The sequence below is a fragment of the Polaromonas sp. P1_F4 genome, from assembly GCF_056405675.1.
Genome location: NZ_JBFUBP010000006.1, coordinates 21382 through 36525 on the forward strand (window position 1 = coordinate 21382; position 15144 = coordinate 36525).

The following is a 15144-nucleotide window of genomic DNA, read 5'->3' on the forward strand; positions in this document are numbered from 1 at the left end:
GCTCAGTCAAACTGCAGGCCGCCGTTGAGGTCCAGCACTTCGCCGGTGATGAAGCCGCTCATCGGGTGGGCCAGGAACAGCACGCAGTGGGCGAACTCTTCGAGCTCGCAAAAACGGCCCACCGGTATCTTCTGGCGCAGCTCGGCTTGCCGCTCGGCACTGACCTGTTCGGTCAGCATTTGGGTCTTCACAAAGGTCGGAGCCAGCGCGTTGCAGGTCACACCAAACGCGGCGTATTCGCGGGCAAAGCTGAAGGTCAGCGAGATCACGCCGCCCTTGCTGGCCGCATAGGCGGGCAGCGGCGACAGCCCCCCGGTTTTGGCGCCGTAGGACGACACGTTCACGATGCGGCCGAAACCACGCGCCTTCATGCCGGGCGCCACGCGCTGGCTGACGTAGAAGACGCCGTCGAGGTTGATGCGCAGGGTCTTGTGCCAGAGCTCCGGCGTGGTCTGTTCGCAGTTGGCGTACTGCAGGAAACCGGCGTTGTTGACGCAGACGTCGATACGGCCAAAACGCGCTTCGATGGCGTCGCAGGCGGCATGCACCTGGGCCTGCTCGCTCACGTCCATGGTGAAGCACGCCAAACGGTCACCATACGCGGCAAGCTCGGCGGCCACACGTTCGGTGCCGAGGTCAGTGGCCGCCACTTTGTAGCCGGCGGCCAGCAGGGCACGCACCGTGGCCAGGCCCATGCCGGCATTGGCACCGGTGACAAGCGCAACCTGGTCTTGAATCGTTGGGGTCATGGTTTTCCGGCAAAGTTGATGGTAATTTTGGCCAGTAGACCTTATTCAGCGGGCGCGAGCAGCTACTGATTTGATAGCGTTCGGTGCTCAGCCCGGCACACGCACGCCGACCTTCTGGCCGGCTGCGACGATCTCGCGCCAGGTTTCGCCGTCCATTTCAATGCCGCCCTGTTCGCGTTCAAGCCGCGCGCGGCGTTCCGGTTCACCGGCAATCTGCACAGCGTCCACACCGTCGGCCGGCGGGCTTTTGCGCAGCCACTCGACGAAAGCCAGCGCCTCGGTTTCCATGGCCGACTGGGTGCCCAGCTTGCCGGGGTCGATCAGGATGGTGAGCATGCTGTTGTAGACCGCACGTGCGCTGCTTGTGGGGTGGTGCCAGGTGCCGCCGCCGGTGAGCGCGCCGCCCAGCAGCTCGCATGCCACCGCCAGGCCGTAGCCCTTGTGTTCGCCGAACGGCATGAGCGCGCCAAAAAAACCGTTCGGCTGCGGCACCACCACCACGCCGGGGTTGGTGGTGGGCTGGCCGTGTTCGTCGATCAGCAGGCCCGGCTGGACGGATTTTCCCTGGTTGTGCGCCACGCGCATCTTGCCTTGGGCTACACGGCTGGTCGCGAAATCGAGAATGAAGGGCGGCTGGTCCTTCAGCGGTATGCCAATACAGCACGGGTTGGTGCCGTAGCGGCCGTCTGCGCCGCCCCAGGGCGCCACCACGGGCCGCGTCATGACGTTGACGAAGTGCAGCGACACCAGCCCCTGGGCCACGGCCATCTCGGCGAAATGGCCTATGCGCCCCAGATGGTGCGACTCGGCCAGCGCCATGATGCAGCTGCCATGGGTTTTGGCACGTGCCATGCCGAGCGCCATCGCCTGCTCGCCGATCGACTGGCCGTAACCGCGCTGGCCGTTCAGGCTGAGCAGCGAGCCGGTATCGAGCAGGGTTTTGACCTGGGCGTTGGGCGTCAGGCCGCCTTCGAGCACCGCATCGACGTAGCGCGGAAGCATGCCTATGCCGTGCGAGTCATGGCCGCTCAGGTTGGCCATGACAAGGTTGGCGGCGATTTTTTCCGCTTCGGCGGTCGTGCTGCCTGCTGCTATAAAAATAGTAGCTGCTTGCGCCCGTAGATATTGGGCTTGAAGCACTTTTTGCATATGAAAAGCCCTTACATCACCGCGCCGACTTGCCAGGGCACAAATTCGTTTTGTCCGTAACCGTGCTTTTCGCTCTTGCTCGGTTCGCCCGATGCGGTGGCCAGCACCATCTCGAAAATGCGTTGTCCCATCTCCTGCACCGTCACGCCGCTGTCGATGATCTCGCCGCAGTTGATGTCCATGTCCTCTTCCTGCCGCTGCCACAGCGCCGAATTGGTGGCGAGCTTGAGTGAAGGCGAGGGCGCGCAGCCGTAAGCCGAGCCGCGGCCGGTGGTAAAGCAGATGATGTTGGCGCCGCCGGCCACCTGGCCCGTGGCGCTGACCGGGTCGTAGCCCGGCGTGTCCATGTAGACAAAGCCGTGATCCTTCACGGGTTCGGCGTATTCATAGACAGCCTCCAGGTTGGAGGTGCCGCCCTTGGCCACCGCACCCAGCGACTTTTCCAGGATGGTGGTCAGGCCGCCGGCCTTGTTGCCGGGCGACGGGTTGTTGTTCATCTCGCCTTCGTTGATCTGGGTGTAGTGCTCCCACCATTTGATGCGAGAGATCAGCTTTTCGGCGATATCGGGCCGCACGGCGCGCCGCGTGAGCAAATGTTCGGCGCCGTAAATCTCGGGCGTTTCGCTGAGGATGGCTGTGCCGCCGTGGGCCACCAGCAAGTCCACCGCCGCGCCCAGCGCCGGGTTGGCGCTGATGCCCGAATAGCCGTCGGAGCCGCCGCACTGCAGGCCGATGGTGATGTGCGCGGCGCTGCAGGGTTCGCGCTTGACGGCATTGGCCTGCGGCAGCATTTCCTTGATCATCGCGATGCCCTTGGCCACCGTCTTGGCCGTGCCGCCCGTGTCCTGGATGCTGAAGACGCGCAGGGTTTCACCTTCGCGCAGGCTGCCGTGGGCCAGCCAGGCATTGATCTGGTTGGACTCGCAGCCCAGGCCCACCACCAGCACGCCCGCGAAGTTGGGGTGCGTGGCGTAACCCGTCAGAGTGCGTTGCAGGATCTGCAGGCCCAGGCCGTCACTGTCCATGCCGCAGCCGGTGCCGTGCGTCAGCGCGACCACGCCGTCGACGTTGGGAAAATCTTTCAGCGCTGCAGGGTTGTTCTGCCGTGAGAAATGGTCGGCAATCGCCCGCGCGGCGGTGGCCGAACAGTTGACGCTCGAGAGAATCCCGATGTAGTTGCGCGTGGCGACGCGTCCGTCCGGCCGCTTGATGCCCATGAAAGTCGCCTCGCGCCTGGCCGGTGCCGGCTTCACGTCGGCGCCGAATGCGTAGTCCCGCGCAAAGTCGCCCTTGTCAGGGCCCATGTTGAGGTTGTGCGTGTGCACGTGCTCGCCGGGCGCGATGGGTTTGCTGGCAAAACCGATGATCTGGTTGTAGCGCCGCACGGGCTCACCCAGGGCCAGCGCGCGCGTGGCGATCTTGTGGCCGGCAGGGATCAGGCCGCGTACGGTGATGTTTTCGACCTCGGTGCCGCCCACCAGCTGGGCTCGGGCAATCAGGACATCATCGGCGGGGTGGAGGCGAATAAAAGGTGTCATGGTCTGGATTCCGGTCTTTCATCGAGTGCCAGCGCGGAACCGGCTTAGCCGGGCCGCAGGTGGCGCCCCCTGGGGGGAGGCGCCGAAGGCGCTTCGGGGGGAGTGTGACATTTTTAGTAAAACATCTTCGGCAACCAGAGTACCAATTTGGGGAAATAGGTGATGATGACCAGGCTGCCCAGCAGCGGGAACAGCCAGGGCAGGATGGCAATGGTGGTCCGTTCCACGGAAAGTTTGGCCACGCGGGCCAGCACAAACAACACCATACCCATGGGCGGATGCAGCAGGCCGATCATCAAATTGAGCACCATCACCAGCCCGAAATGGACCGGGTCGATCCCCAGCTGCGTGGCGATGGGAACGAGGATGGGCACCAGGATGGTGATAGCTGCGGTCGGCTCGAGGAAGCAGCCCACAAACAGCATCAGCAAATTGGCCAGCAGCAGGAAGACCCAGGCCTCTTTGGTGAAGTCCAGCACCCATTTGGCAATGTCGGTGGTCACGCCGGTGGCGGTGAGCATCCAGCCGAAGATCGATGCCGCGGCCACAATGAACAGCACGGTGGAGGTGGTCTCGACCGTATCAAGGCAGACCTTCACAAAGCTCTTGAAGGTCAGCGTGCGGTACCAGGCAAACCCGAGGATCAGCGCCCAGACGCAGGCGGCAATCGCACCTTCCGTGGGGGTGAAGATGCCGGTGGTCATGCCGCCTATCAGCAGCACGGGTGTCATGATGGGCAACACGGCCTGGAAATTGAAGGCTTTGTCGGCCGCAAACAGCGCTACCAGTGCGACGGCCACGGTGATCTGCGGCGGAAAGTTCAGTTTGCCGATCAGCAGCCACAACAGCAGCGGCCATCCCACGACCACGGCGGTCTCCACCAGCGCCTTGCTCAGGCGGCTCCAGGCGAAGGGGACATCGGCGCCCCAGTTGTTCTTGTGCGCGAAATAGGCCACCGTCAGCATCATCAGGATGGCCATCAGCAGGCCCGGCAGGATGCCCGCCAGGAACAGCGCGCCGACGCTGACATTGGCCATCATGCCGTAGATCACAAAGGGCAGGCTGGGTGGAATGATGGGGCCCAGCGTGGCCGAGGCGGCCGTCACGCCCACGGCAAACTCCGTGCTGTAGCCATGGTCTTTCATGGCCTTGATCTCGATGGTGCCGAGGCCGGCGGCATCGGCAATGGCCGTGCCGCTCATGCCGGCAAACACCACTGAGCCGACGACGTTGACGTGGCCCAGTCCGCCCTTCATCCAGCCTACCAGCGCCAGCGCGTAGTTGTAGATGCGGTTGGTGATGCCGGCGTTGTTCATCAGGTTGCCGGCCAGGATGAAGAACGGCACGGCCAGCAGCGGAAAACTGTCGATGCCGCTGACCATGCGGTGAACCACCACAAAGGGCGGCGAGCTGTTGGTGAACAGGATGTAGACCAGCGACGCCCCGGCCATGGCCATGGCCACCGGCAGGCCGCCGCTCATCAGGAAGAGAAAAATAACCTTCAACATTCAGCGGTCCTCCATCGTGGATTCAGGGCGTTCCAGCACGCTGTAGCCGCGCTGCAGGTGAATGCGCATGACCCAGACCGAGCGCACGGCCATGGCCGCAAACCCCACCAGGCAGACGCCGTACACCAGGTTCATGGGCAGATCGATGATGGTCATCTTGTAGTTGCCCATCTTGTCCATCATTTGCCAGGTCAGCACGACCATGGCGCCCAGGAAGGCGATGCGCAGCACGTCGGTCAACAGGGCCATGCCCCGGGCCAGCCACGCGGGCATGAAGCGATAGAAGAAGTCGACCTGGATGTGGTTGTTCTTGGCCACGCCAATGGCGGCGCCGACGAAGACGGTGGCAATCAGCAGGTAGCGTGCGATTTCTTCCGTCCAGGCGGCGGAATCGTTCATTACATAACGCGTGAAGAACTGGTAGAAAACCGTCAGGCCCAGTGCCCAGAAGAAAAACAGCGCCGCCCAGGCTTCAACGGGCGTGCCGGACAGGTCAACTGCTTCATCCGTGGCGTGGAACTCGCCGTCGTCGCCCATGACCTTGGGCAAGGCGTCAATGTCGGGAATGGAAGTCATGATGGTGGGGTAGTGGGTAATGAGGCCCTTCCCTCCGATGGAGGAAAGGGCGGGAAGCCTTGGCCGGATGGGCAAGACTTACTTGATGGCCTGGATGCGGTCCCAATCCTTCTTGTCGTAGCCCATTGACGCCATGTCCACGGCCTTGACGATGTGATCGCGGAACTCGTCCTTGTTGACCGTGATCAGGTTGATGCCTTTTTTCTTGAACTCGTCCACCAGCTCGCCTTCCCGCTTCTGGATGTCGGCCGTGGCTTTGGCGGCCGCTTCCTGCATCACATCCGTGAAGACTTTCTTGTCGGCATCGCTGAGCTTGGTCCAGACGTGAGGGCCGATCTGCGTGACCAGCGAATCGAGGATGTGGCCGGTCAGGATGATGTTCTTCTGGACCTCATAGAACTTCTTGGCTTCGATGGTGGGCAGCGGATTTTCCTGTGCATCGACCGTGCCGTTTTGCAGCGCCAGGTAAACCTCGGCAAAAGCGATCGGCGTCGGATTGGCGCCGCAGGCGCGCGGCAGGGCCATGTAGGCCGGTACGTCGGGCACCCGCATTTTCAGGCCCTTCATTTCTTCGCAGGTCTTGAAGGGCTTGTTGCTGGTGGAGTGGCGCGCGCCGTAGTAGGTGACGGCGACGGTTTGCACGCCGGTCTTCTGTTTGTAGCCTTCGGTCAGTTCCTTGAAGACATCGCTCTTCGCGTATTTCAGCAGGTGCTCCGGGTCGCGGAAGGTATAGGGGTAGTAGGCTACGCCGATGCGCGGAAAGCTCCGGGCCGCAAACGATGCGCCCGAGATGATGATGTCGACGGTGCCCAGCTGCAGGCCCTGGTTGATGTCGCTTTCCTTGCCCAGCGTGGAAGCCGGGAACACCTGGATCTCGTAGCGGCCGCTGGTGCGCTTCTTGATTTCGTCAGCTGCCCAGACCGACCACTTGTGGTAGGCCTCGGAGGTCTCGTAGACATGCGCCCATTTCAGCTTGGTCTGCGCCGACGCAAGGCCGGAAAAGCCCACAGTGCCTGCCAGTAGGGCGCAAGCAGCTATGGTTTTGATAGCGAATCTCTTTTTGTCGAATGCGTTCATGTTGTCTCCTCGAGAGGGTGGTTGCTGGCAGGAAAGAAATCGGCGGTGCGCGCCAGCGCGCATGCCGTGAAGCCGAGGTCTTTGCCTCAGTTCTTCAGGTTGAGCTTGGTCACGAGTTGTTTGAAGTTGTCGTTGTCGCGCACCATTTGCGCCTTGAAGGCAGGGCCGTCGGCATAGGCGTAGCCGAGGTTCAGCTTGTCCATCACTTCGCGCATGATGGGCTCTTCGGCCGCCTTTTTGCTGAAGGTCCGGATGGTTTCCACGACTTCAGGCGGTGTGCCTTTGGCCACGCCCAAGCCGCGCCAGGTGCCGATGGACAGGTCGATGTTGCGTTCCTTGAGGGTGGGCACGCTCTCAAAACCCTTGACGCGCTGGTCGGCCATCACACCCAAAATCTTCAGCTTGCCGGCCGCCACATGCACGGCAACCTCAGCCGGGCTCACGCCTACTGCGTCCACATGATCGCCCAGCAGGGCCAGCACGGCGGGGCCTGCGCCCTGGTAGGGGATGTGGTTGAATCTGGCGCCGGTTTTTTCTTCCAGCGACGCGGCCGCCAGGTGCCAGATCGAGCCGTTGCCGGCGTTGCCGACCTTCACGTCGCTGCCGGTCTTTTTGGCGGCGGCGAGGAACTCTTCAATCGTGTTGTAGGGTGAGTCCGCTTTCACGGTGATGGCAGCCGGGTCGGCATTCAGGCGGGCAATGGGGATGAAGTCGTCCTGCGTGATCCTGGTGATGCCCATGTGCGGCAGGATGGTTACCTCCACAAACAGCATGGCAATCTTGTAGCCGTCGGGCTTGGCGTTGACCACGTCGGCCAGGCCAATAGCGCCGCTGGCGCCGGGTTTGTTGTAGACCACCAGCGACTGGGTGGTGTATTTCTTGGCGGCTTCGGCATAGGCGCGCGCCAGCGAGTCGGTGCCGCCGCCAGGCTGGAAGGCCACCATCACTTCAATAGGCTTGTTCGGGTAGGCCTGCGCCCAGGCGTTGCCGCAGAGGCTGGTGAGCGCCATAAGGGCTGTTGCCAGCAATTTGCGCGGTGTCGGAAACTTCATGCTTGTCTCGCTTTCGCTTTTTGTTGGAAGGGAAATCCGGGGTGAGGTGAGCGCTGAAAGAAATCGTGGCGACTCATTTCTTCTGCACCTCCTGGTTTTTGGTCCGGCTCCAGCTCACGCTGAAACGCTTGTGCGACTGGTCCATGTGCGCATGCATGGCCGCACGCGCGGCATCCGGTTCGTGGTTGCGCACCGCATCAAAAATGGCCTGGTGCTCCGCAATCGCCGAACGCCAGGATTCAACGGTTTCAAAATGCCCGCCCAGCCGCTCGAACAACGGGCCGCGGCGCGAGTCCCAGAAGCGCTGAATGGTTTCAATCAGCACCACATTGCCGCAAGACTCGACGACGGCGGTATGAAAAGCGCGGTCGCCTTCGAGCGGCAGCACGCCGCGGTCGGCGTCAAGCTGCATGCTGGCGATGGCCTTGTCCATCGCGTCTATGTGTTTGCGCTTGGCCTGGGTGGCGGCCATTGCGGCGACTTCGCCTTCCACCACACGGCGGGCGCGTATCAATTCCAGAGGACCCCATTCGTCGGGCGAAATCTGCGCGGCCCGCCCATTTCCATTGCCGTCGTGGCTGGCGGGCTTGCTTCGGTCCAGAACATAGACACCCGAGCCGGTGCGTACTTCGACCCAGCCTTCGACCTCCATCGCGATCAGCGCTTCGCGCACCGAAGGCCGGCTCACGCCCAGCTGGCGCGCCAGGTCGCGCTCGGCCGGCAGGCGTGCACCCACGGCCCATTCGCCGGCCGAGATCAATGAGCGCAGTTGCTCGGCGATCTGGCGGTAAAGGCGTTGCGGTTCGACGGTTTGCAGGGGCATGGAGAGAAAAGGGTGAAAGGTGGGGCTTTAAGGGTTAGCCAGAATTGGACAAGTGGTAAGACCAATTGATAATCCCATGAAACCCCCGGGACAACATCCGGCAAAACCCTGTAGGAGTGAAGATGAGACTTGAAGGAAAAAAAGCGCTGGTGACCGCAGCCGGCCAGGGAATCGGCCATGCCACAGCACTGGCGCTGGCGGCCGAAGGCGCGCAGGTCTGGGCCACCGACCTGAAACCCGAACTGCTGGAAAGCTACAAAGGGGCGGCCAACATCACGGCGCTGCCCCTGGACGTGCTGGACAAGGCAGCCATTCAGAAACTGGTAGGCGGCCTGCCGCCCATGGACATTCTTTTTAACTGCGCCGGTTTTGTCCACGGGGGCACTGCCCTGCAGGCCACCGATGCCGATCTGGAGTTCGCCTTCAACCTCAATGTGCGCGCCCAGTTCTGGATGATCCAGGCCGTGCTGCCGGGCATGCAGGCCAAAAAAGGCGGCAGCATTGTCAACATGGCCAGCGTCTGCAGCAGCATCAAAGGACTGCCCAACCGGTTTGTGTATGGCACCACCAAGGCGGCCGTGATTGGCCTCACCAAAAGCGTCGCGGCCGACTTTGTGGGTGACGGCGTGCGTTGCAATGCGATTTGCCCTGGTACCGTGGACACGCCTTCGCTGCAGGACCGTATCAATGCCAACGAGGATCCCGTGGCGGCCCGCAAGGCCTTCATCGCGCGCCAGCCGCTCGGGCGCCTGGCGCAGGCTCATGAGATTGCCCCGCTGGTGGTCTTTCTGGCCAGCGACGAGGCTGCTTTCGTGACCGGCCAGGCCTACAACGTGGACGGTGGCATCACCATATGAACCAGCTTGACCTGAGGGGGCGCCATGCGGTCATCACCGGCGGTGCGGTCGGCTTGGGTTTTGCCGTGGCTCAGCGCATGCTGGCGTCGGGCGGCACGGTGACGCTGTGGGACATCAACCCCGAGGCACTGGCGACGGCCAGGGGCGCGCTGGGCGCCGGGGTACATACGGTGGCCGTCGATGTGGCCAGCCATGCCAGCGTGGTGGAGGCGGTCCAGCAAACCGTGGCGCACAACCCGGCCATCGATGCGCTCGTCAACTCGGCCGGCATCACCGGCCCCAACGTCAAGCTCTGGGACTACCCGCCCGAGCAATGGATGCAGGTGCAGCAGGTCAACCTCAACGGTCTGTTCTTCTGCTGCCGTGAAATCGTTCCGCACATGCGTGCGCGCAACTATGGTCGCATCGTCAATATTGCCTCGGTGGCCGGCAAGGAGGGCAACCCGAATGCCAGTGCCTACAGCGCCAGCAAGGCGGCAGTCATCGCGCTGACCAAATCGCTGGGCAAGGAACTCGCCGATACCGGCGTGCGCGTCAACTGCATCACACCGGCCGCGGTGAAAACGCCGATTTTTGAGCAGATGACGCCCGAGTTCATACAGTTCATGCTTTCTAAGATCCCCATGGGCCGCTTCGGCACGCCCGATGAGGTAGCCGCCATGGTCGGCTGGCTGTGCACCGAAGATTGCTCGTTCTCAACCGGTGCCGTTTTCGATCTGTCGGGCGGACGTTCTACATACTGAATCATTAACCAGAAGGAAAAACCATGAAACTCGTTCGTTATGGCAACCCCGGCAAAGAAAAGCCCGGCCTCATCGACGCCGATGGCAAGCTGCGCGACCTGAGCGCCGTCATCAAAGACATCGGCCCCGACCAGCTGGGTGACGCAGCGATTGCCAAACTGCGCAAGCTCAAGGCCGACAAGCTGCCGCTGGTCAAAGGCTCGCCGCGCTACGGCAGCCCGGTCAATGGCGTGCCCAAGTTCATCGCCATCGGCCTGAACTACGCCGACCACGCGGCCGAGTCCGGCTTGCCGATTCCCGCTGAGCCGGTGGTTTTCATGAAAGCCACCAGCTGCATCCAGGGCCCGAACGATCCCATCATGCTGCCCAAAGGCTCGGTCAAGACCGACTGGGAGGTTGAACTTGGCGTGATCATCGGCAAGACGGCGCGTTACGTGTCGCAGAAAGAAGCGCTCGACTACGTGGCGGGCTACTGCACCATCAACGACGTGAGCGAGCGCGAGTTCCAGATTGAGCGCGGCGGCACCTGGGACAAGGGCAAAGGTTGCGACACCTTTGGCCCGCTCGGCCCCTGGCTGGTCACGCGCGACGAAGTGCCCAACCCGCAAAAGCTGGGCCTCTGGCTCGAGGTGAACGGCAAGCGCGTTCAAAAGGGCAACACCAAGACCATGATCTTCAGCGTCGCCAAGATCGTCAGCTACGTGAGCCAGTTCATGACGCTGGAGCCCGGCGACGTCATCACCACCGGCACACCGCCCGGCGTGGGCTTGGGCATGAAGCCGCCTGTGTACCTGAAGAAGGGCGACAAAATCTCCCTGGGAATCGAAGGCTTGGGCGAGCAGCACCAGACGGTGGTGGCGTTCAAGAAGTAACTCGCGCTCCGGCCCGGCGAAGCGGGTTCCGGGGCTCATGCTGGGTTTGAAGGGGGGAGACAACCAGGGGTGCCGCGGGACTGGCTTCGCCAGACCGCAGGCGCCGCCCCCTTGAGGGGGAACAGGCTACACGCAGTGAGCCTGGACGGGGGTGGACTCAATATGTGGGGTTTACCCTTGTTTTGGTTAGAACAGGGTCCCTATAAGCGGGGGCTAAACAACCCCTGCTTGCTGATGGTCATCAAAGTGTTGCAAAATAGAACGACCGTTCGTTTTATTTTGTAGCACCTCATGGCCATCACAGAACTTCCCGCTAAAGCCTCCCGCGCCCCGGCAACGGGCAGCGCTGTGGCCAAAAGCCAGCAAAAAGGCCAACAGACCAAGGCGGCCATCGTGGACGCGGCCCTGGGTTTGGCCACGCAGATCGGGCTGGAAGGCCTGAGCATAGGCGCGCTGGCCGAGGTCATGCGCATGAGCAAGTCGGGCGTGTTCGCCCATTTCGGCTCACGCGAGGAATTGCAGATCTCCGTCATCCGTGAATACCACGTGCGCTTTGAAGAAGAGGTTTTCTTCCCTGCCCTGCAGCAGCCGCGCGGCCTGCCTCGTCTGGCGGCGCTGTTTCATAACTGGATGAAACGCACCTCGCTTGAAATCGACTCGGGCTGCCTTTACATCAGCGGCGCCGTTGAATTTGACGACAGGCCCGGCCCGGTGCGCGATGCGCTGGCGGGCTCGGTTCGCACCTGGCTGGCGGCCATGTACCGCGCCGTGGTGCAGGCCAAAGAGGCCGGTCACCTGCATGCTGACGCCGACGAGCACCAGATGGCGTTTGAAATCCACGGCCTGATCCTGGCGCTGCATTACGAAGCCCGCTTCCTCAAGACGCCGGGTTCCATGGATCGCGCCAATACCGGCTTTGCCAACATTCTGGCGCGCTATGGCAGCGACGCCCCCCTTTCCACCTTGCCGAAGAAAGCTTCCGGCAAGGCATCCCCTTCCAAACCAGTTTAAGCAAAAGGAATCCACCATGCCTCAGTACAGCCCGCCCCTGCGCGACATGCAATTCGTCATGCACGAAGTGCTCAAGGTCACCGATGAATTCAAGGCCATCCCAAAGCATGCGGACGTCGATGTCGAGACCATCAACGCTGTACTCGAGGAGGCCGGAAAGTTTGCCGCTGAAGTGACTTTTCCGCTGAACATCAGCGGCGACGAAGAGGGTTGCAAGCTCGACAAGACCACGCACGAAGTCACGCCACCCAAGGGCTTCAAGGAAGCCTACGCGCAGTACGTCGAAGGTGGCTGGGCCGCGCTCAGCTGCGACCCGGAATATGGCGGCCAGGGCCTGCCTTTTGTGTTGAACCAGTGCCTCTATGAAATGCTGAACTCGGCCAACCAGGCCTGGACCATGTACCCCGGCCTGTCGCACGGCGCGTATGAAGCCCTGCATGCGCACGGTACTGACGAGCAGAAAAAGCTCTACCTGCCCAAGCTCACCAGTGGCGAATGGACCGGCACCATGTGTCTGACCGAGCCGCATTGCGGCACCGACCTGGGCTTGCTGCGCACCAAGGCCGAGCCGCAGCCCGACGGCACCTACCGCCTGACCGGCAACAAGATCTTCATCAGCGCCGGTGAGCACGACATGGCCGCCAACATCGTGCACCTGGTGCTGGCCCGCCTTCCTGATGCGCCCCAGGGCAGCAAGGGCATCAGCCTGTTCGCCGTGCCCAAGTTCAACATCGGCAAAGACGGCGCTATCGGCTCGCGCAACGGCATTTATTGCGGCGGCCTGGAGCACAAGATGGGCATCCACGGCAACGCCACCGCGCAGATGGTGCTGGAAGACGCTGTCGGCACCATGGTGGGCGCGCCCAACAAGGGCCTGGCCGCGATGTTCGTGATGATGAACGCTGCCCGCCTGGGCGTGGGCAACCAGTCGCTGGGCCTGACCGAGGTGGCTTTCCAAAATGCGCTGGCTTACGCCAAAGACCGCATCCAGATGCGCTCGCTCTCCGGCGTCAAAGCCAAAGACAAACCGGCCGACCCGATCATCGTGCACCCCGACGTGCGCAAGATGCTGTTGACGGCCAAGGCCTATGCCGAAGGCGGCCGTGCACTGGCGATCTATTGCACGCTGTTGCTCGACAAGGAACTGCATCACCCCGACGAAAAGGTGCGCAAGGACTCCGGCGAAATCGTCGCATTGCTCACGCCCATCGTCAAAGCCTTTTTGACCGACAACGGCCACATCTCCACCAACGCCTGCATGCAGGTCTTCGGCGGCCACGGCTTCATCAAAGAGTGGGGCATGGAGCAGTTTGTGCGCGACAACCGCATCAACATGATTTACGAAGGTACCAACACCGTCCAGTCGCTGGACTTGCTGGGCCGCAAGGTGCTGGGCAACAACGGCGCCACGCTGAAGAAATTCGGCAAGGTCATCGGCGCGCTGATTGCCGAAGAAGGCGTCAACGAGAAGATGGCCGAGTTCATCAACCCGCTGGCTTATCTGGCCGACCAGATGACCAAGTTCACCACCGAGCTGGGCTTCAAGGGCTTCCAGAACCCCGACGAAGTGGGCGCCGCCGCAGTGGACTACCTGCGCGTGGCCGGCCACCTGGTGTTTGGCTACTTCTGGGCATTGATGGCGCAAACCGCGCTGCGTGAAATTGCTGCCGGCAACACGGACAAGTTCTATGTCGCCAAACTGCAGACCGCACGCTTTTACTTCGCCAAGCTGTTCCCCGAAACCGCAACGCTGATGCGCACCGCACGCTCGGGCAGCAAGGCGCTCATGGAAACAGACGAAGCACTGGCCTGAACCATCTGAACAGATCAAGGGAGACACCACCATGAAACGCAATTTGTTGTTCCTGGCATTCAGTCTTGTCGCTATCCCCGCGCTTGCCCAGAACACGCCCGTGGGCTTGTGGCGCGGTTTCGATGAAAAAACCGGCGACCCCAAAGTCGAGGTGCGTATTGTCGACACAGGTGGCGTGTTGAGCGGAAAAGTCGAAAAGCGCCTGTCCCCGGGCGTCAAACCCGACGACATCTGCACCGAATGCACGGACGACCGCAAGGACAAGCCTCGGCTGGGCCTTGAGATCATTCGGGGCGCCAAGAAGTCACCCGATGGCGACGTTTGGGAAGGCGGCAAGATACTCGACCCCGAGAACGGCAAAAGCTATTCCCTCAAGATGACACCCGTTGAGGGTGGCAAGAAGATGGAAGTCCGCGGCTCCATCGGGCCTTTTGGCCGCACTCAAACCTGGGTGCGTGTGCAATGAGCATGCTGAAAGCGAGGACTCGCCATGGGTGAAGCCATTTCCCGTTTGCGGTCACTGCCTTTCGGCGCCGGTGGCAGCACTGTGCCGGCCGCGCGCCGCTGGTATGGCCACCATCTTCTCAAAAAGCCGTTTTTCGGCCGCTTCATGAAACCCTGGCGTTGGCCGGCGGACGTGCCGCAAGAAGGCTGGGAACGGGTGCAGATAGCCAGCCGAAGCACCAGCCAGCTTGAGGCCATCGTGGCGCGTACACCGCTGGCACCGCGCGGTGTGGTGGTGTGCGCCCATCCCATGGGTTTTGCCTGCAAGGGTTTTTGGCTGCGCCACGGCCATGCCCTGGCGCTGCTCGATGCGGGCTTTCATGTGGTGGCTTTCGACTTCAACGGTTTCGGTGAAAGCCCGTCGACCAACTTCGATTACCCCGGTGACGTGATATCGGTGGGCTCCTGGGCGCGTGGCGCTTTTACCGGGCTGCCGGTGCATGCACTGACGGCGTCTTTCGGCGCGATCAACACGCTGAGTGCGATTGACGAAGCGGATTTTCCTTACGACAAGGTGGTGGCTGAAGCTTGCGCGCCCTCGCTGCCCGATTTCTGGAAAGCTTATCCTTTTGCCCATGCCGTGCTCAACATCAGCCGGCGCATTAACCCGCAAGGCGAGTTGCGCCTGCGGCCCGTACACCACCTTGCCAACATGCGCGACGTGGACGTGCTGCTGATCCACAGCCAGGGCGACCGCTGGACGCCGGTGCATTTCGGCGATGCCTTGCAGCAGGCTGCTTCACGTCCTGAACGCATCCAGCGCCTGATCCTTGAACGCGCCGACCACACCCACGGCATGCGCGACGAGCCACAGCGCTACTGGAGCGCCGTGCTTGAATTTTTCAACCAGATTCCCTCAACCAGGTCTTAAC

15 protein-coding genes are annotated in these 15144 nt (G+C 62.2%); 7 read left to right on the plus strand and 8 right to left on the minus strand.

Translation table 11 applies throughout. The features are described 5' to 3' along the window. Positions 1 to 2 precede the first annotated feature (2 nt). From AC1DYQ_RS13345 to AC1DYQ_RS13380, 8 genes are all read right to left on the minus strand, one after another. Entirely contained in the window at positions 3 to 749 is a 747-nt protein-coding gene (locus AC1DYQ_RS13345) for an SDR family NAD(P)-dependent oxidoreductase (protein WP_477687185.1), read from the minus strand. 87 nt (positions 750 to 836) lie between these two features. Beyond that, complete coding sequence (locus AC1DYQ_RS13350) at positions 837 to 1898, minus strand: malate/lactate/ureidoglycolate dehydrogenase (RefSeq protein ID WP_477687186.1); 1062 nt, start codon at positions 1896 to 1898, stop codon at positions 837 to 839. An 11-nt stretch (positions 1899 to 1909) separates the two neighbouring features. Beyond that, positions 1910 to 3436 (minus strand): UxaA family hydrolase, encoded by a 1527-nt coding sequence (locus AC1DYQ_RS13355; RefSeq protein ID WP_477687187.1) that lies wholly within the window; start codon positions 3434 to 3436, stop codon positions 1910 to 1912. A gap of 113 nt (positions 3437 to 3549) precedes the next feature. Next, positions 3550 to 4944 carry a TRAP transporter large permease gene (locus AC1DYQ_RS13360; RefSeq protein WP_477687188.1) on the minus strand — a complete coding sequence of 465 codons (1395 nt, stop codon included), beginning with the start codon at positions 4942 to 4944 and terminating at the stop codon, positions 3550 to 3552. After that, positions 4945 to 5520 carry a TRAP transporter small permease gene (locus tag AC1DYQ_RS13365; RefSeq protein ID WP_477666580.1) on the minus strand — a complete coding sequence of 192 codons (576 nt, stop codon included), beginning with the start codon at positions 5518 to 5520 and terminating at the stop codon, positions 4945 to 4947. Between the two features lie 78 nt (positions 5521 to 5598). Further along, the gene (locus AC1DYQ_RS13370; protein ID WP_477687189.1) at positions 5599 to 6597 is read right to left on the minus strand and encodes a sialic acid TRAP transporter substrate-binding protein SiaP; all 999 of its coding nucleotides are present in this window, start codon (positions 6595 to 6597) and stop codon (positions 5599 to 5601) included. Between the two features lie 86 nt (positions 6598 to 6683). After that, the gene (locus AC1DYQ_RS13375; protein ID WP_477687190.1) at positions 6684 to 7649 is read right to left on the minus strand and encodes a Bug family tripartite tricarboxylate transporter substrate binding protein; all 966 of its coding nucleotides are present in this window, start codon (positions 7647 to 7649) and stop codon (positions 6684 to 6686) included. A 73-nt stretch (positions 7650 to 7722) separates the two neighbouring features. Beyond that, entirely contained in the window at positions 7723 to 8472 is a 750-nt protein-coding gene (locus AC1DYQ_RS13380; protein ID WP_477687191.1) for a FadR/GntR family transcriptional regulator, read from the minus strand. Positions 8473 to 8594: 122 nt separating this feature from the next. Here AC1DYQ_RS13380 and AC1DYQ_RS13385 point away from each other — a divergent pair, with 122 nt between their 5' ends. From AC1DYQ_RS13385 to AC1DYQ_RS13415, 7 genes are all read left to right on the plus strand, one after another. Continuing rightward, positions 8595 to 9329: an SDR family oxidoreductase gene (locus AC1DYQ_RS13385; protein ID WP_457281182.1), complete on the plus strand. Its 735-nt coding sequence runs from the start codon at positions 8595 to 8597 to the stop codon at positions 9327 to 9329. Then, on the plus strand, positions 9326 to 10072 hold the full coding sequence (locus AC1DYQ_RS13390) for an SDR family NAD(P)-dependent oxidoreductase (protein WP_477687192.1): 747 nt from the start codon (positions 9326 to 9328) through the stop codon (positions 10070 to 10072). Before AC1DYQ_RS13385 ends, AC1DYQ_RS13390 begins: the two co-directional genes overlap by 4 nt. A 23-nt stretch (positions 10073 to 10095) precedes the next feature. Further along, positions 10096 to 10944, plus strand: coding sequence for a fumarylacetoacetate hydrolase family protein (locus tag AC1DYQ_RS13395; protein ID WP_477687193.1), 849 nt, complete (start codon positions 10096 to 10098; stop codon positions 10942 to 10944). Between the two features lie 291 nt (positions 10945 to 11235). Then, entirely contained in the window at positions 11236 to 11955 is a 720-nt protein-coding gene (locus AC1DYQ_RS13400; RefSeq protein ID WP_457281179.1) for a TetR/AcrR family transcriptional regulator, read from the plus strand. A 16-nt stretch (positions 11956 to 11971) separates the two neighbouring features. Then, positions 11972 to 13768, plus strand: coding sequence for an acyl-CoA dehydrogenase C-terminal domain-containing protein (locus tag AC1DYQ_RS13405; protein WP_457281178.1), 1797 nt, complete (start codon positions 11972 to 11974; stop codon positions 13766 to 13768). 31 nt (positions 13769 to 13799) lie between these two features. Further along, entirely contained in the window at positions 13800 to 14234 is a 435-nt protein-coding gene (locus AC1DYQ_RS13410; RefSeq protein WP_477687194.1) for a DUF2147 domain-containing protein, read from the plus strand. Positions 14235 to 14258: 24 nt separating this feature from the next. Then, complete coding sequence (locus AC1DYQ_RS13415) at positions 14259 to 15143, plus strand: alpha/beta hydrolase family protein (protein WP_477687195.1); 885 nt, start codon at positions 14259 to 14261, stop codon at positions 15141 to 15143. Position 15144: the final 1 nt, after the last annotated feature.

Coding starts and splice junctions, on each gene's coding strand:
- AC1DYQ_RS13380 (WP_477687191.1), bottom strand. CDS start 8,472: ATGCCCCTGCAAACCGTCGAACCGCAACGCCTTTACCGCCAGATCGCC.
- AC1DYQ_RS13400 (WP_457281179.1), top strand. CDS start 11,236: ATGGCCATCACAGAACTTCCCGCTAAAGCCTCCCGCGCCCCGGCAACG.
- AC1DYQ_RS13355 (WP_477687187.1), bottom strand. CDS start 3,436: ATGACACCTTTTATTCGCCTCCACCCCGCCGATGATGTCCTGATTGCC.
- AC1DYQ_RS13370 (WP_477687189.1), bottom strand. CDS start 6,597: ATGAACGCATTCGACAAAAAGAGATTCGCTATCAAAACCATAGCTGCT.
- AC1DYQ_RS13390 (WP_477687192.1), top strand. CDS start 9,326: ATGAACCAGCTTGACCTGAGGGGGCGCCATGCGGTCATCACCGGCGGT.
- AC1DYQ_RS13375 (WP_477687190.1), bottom strand. CDS start 7,649: ATGAAGTTTCCGACACCGCGCAAATTGCTGGCAACAGCCCTTATGGCG.
- AC1DYQ_RS13360 (WP_477687188.1), bottom strand. CDS start 4,944: ATGTTGAAGGTTATTTTTCTCTTCCTGATGAGCGGCGGCCTGCCGGTG.
- AC1DYQ_RS13405 (WP_457281178.1), top strand. CDS start 11,972: ATGCCTCAGTACAGCCCGCCCCTGCGCGACATGCAATTCGTCATGCAC.
- AC1DYQ_RS13415 (WP_477687195.1), top strand. CDS start 14,259: ATGGGTGAAGCCATTTCCCGTTTGCGGTCACTGCCTTTCGGCGCCGGT.
- AC1DYQ_RS13365 (WP_477666580.1), bottom strand. CDS start 5,520: ATGACTTCCATTCCCGACATTGACGCCTTGCCCAAGGTCATGGGCGAC.
- AC1DYQ_RS13410 (WP_477687194.1), top strand. CDS start 13,800: ATGAAACGCAATTTGTTGTTCCTGGCATTCAGTCTTGTCGCTATCCCC.
- AC1DYQ_RS13395 (WP_477687193.1), top strand. CDS start 10,096: ATGAAACTCGTTCGTTATGGCAACCCCGGCAAAGAAAAGCCCGGCCTC.
- AC1DYQ_RS13385 (WP_457281182.1), top strand. CDS start 8,595: ATGAGACTTGAAGGAAAAAAAGCGCTGGTGACCGCAGCCGGCCAGGGA.
- AC1DYQ_RS13350 (WP_477687186.1), bottom strand. CDS start 1,898: ATGCAAAAAGTGCTTCAAGCCCAATATCTACGGGCGCAAGCAGCTACT.
- AC1DYQ_RS13345 (WP_477687185.1), bottom strand. CDS start 749: ATGACCCCAACGATTCAAGACCAGGTTGCGCTTGTCACCGGTGCCAAT.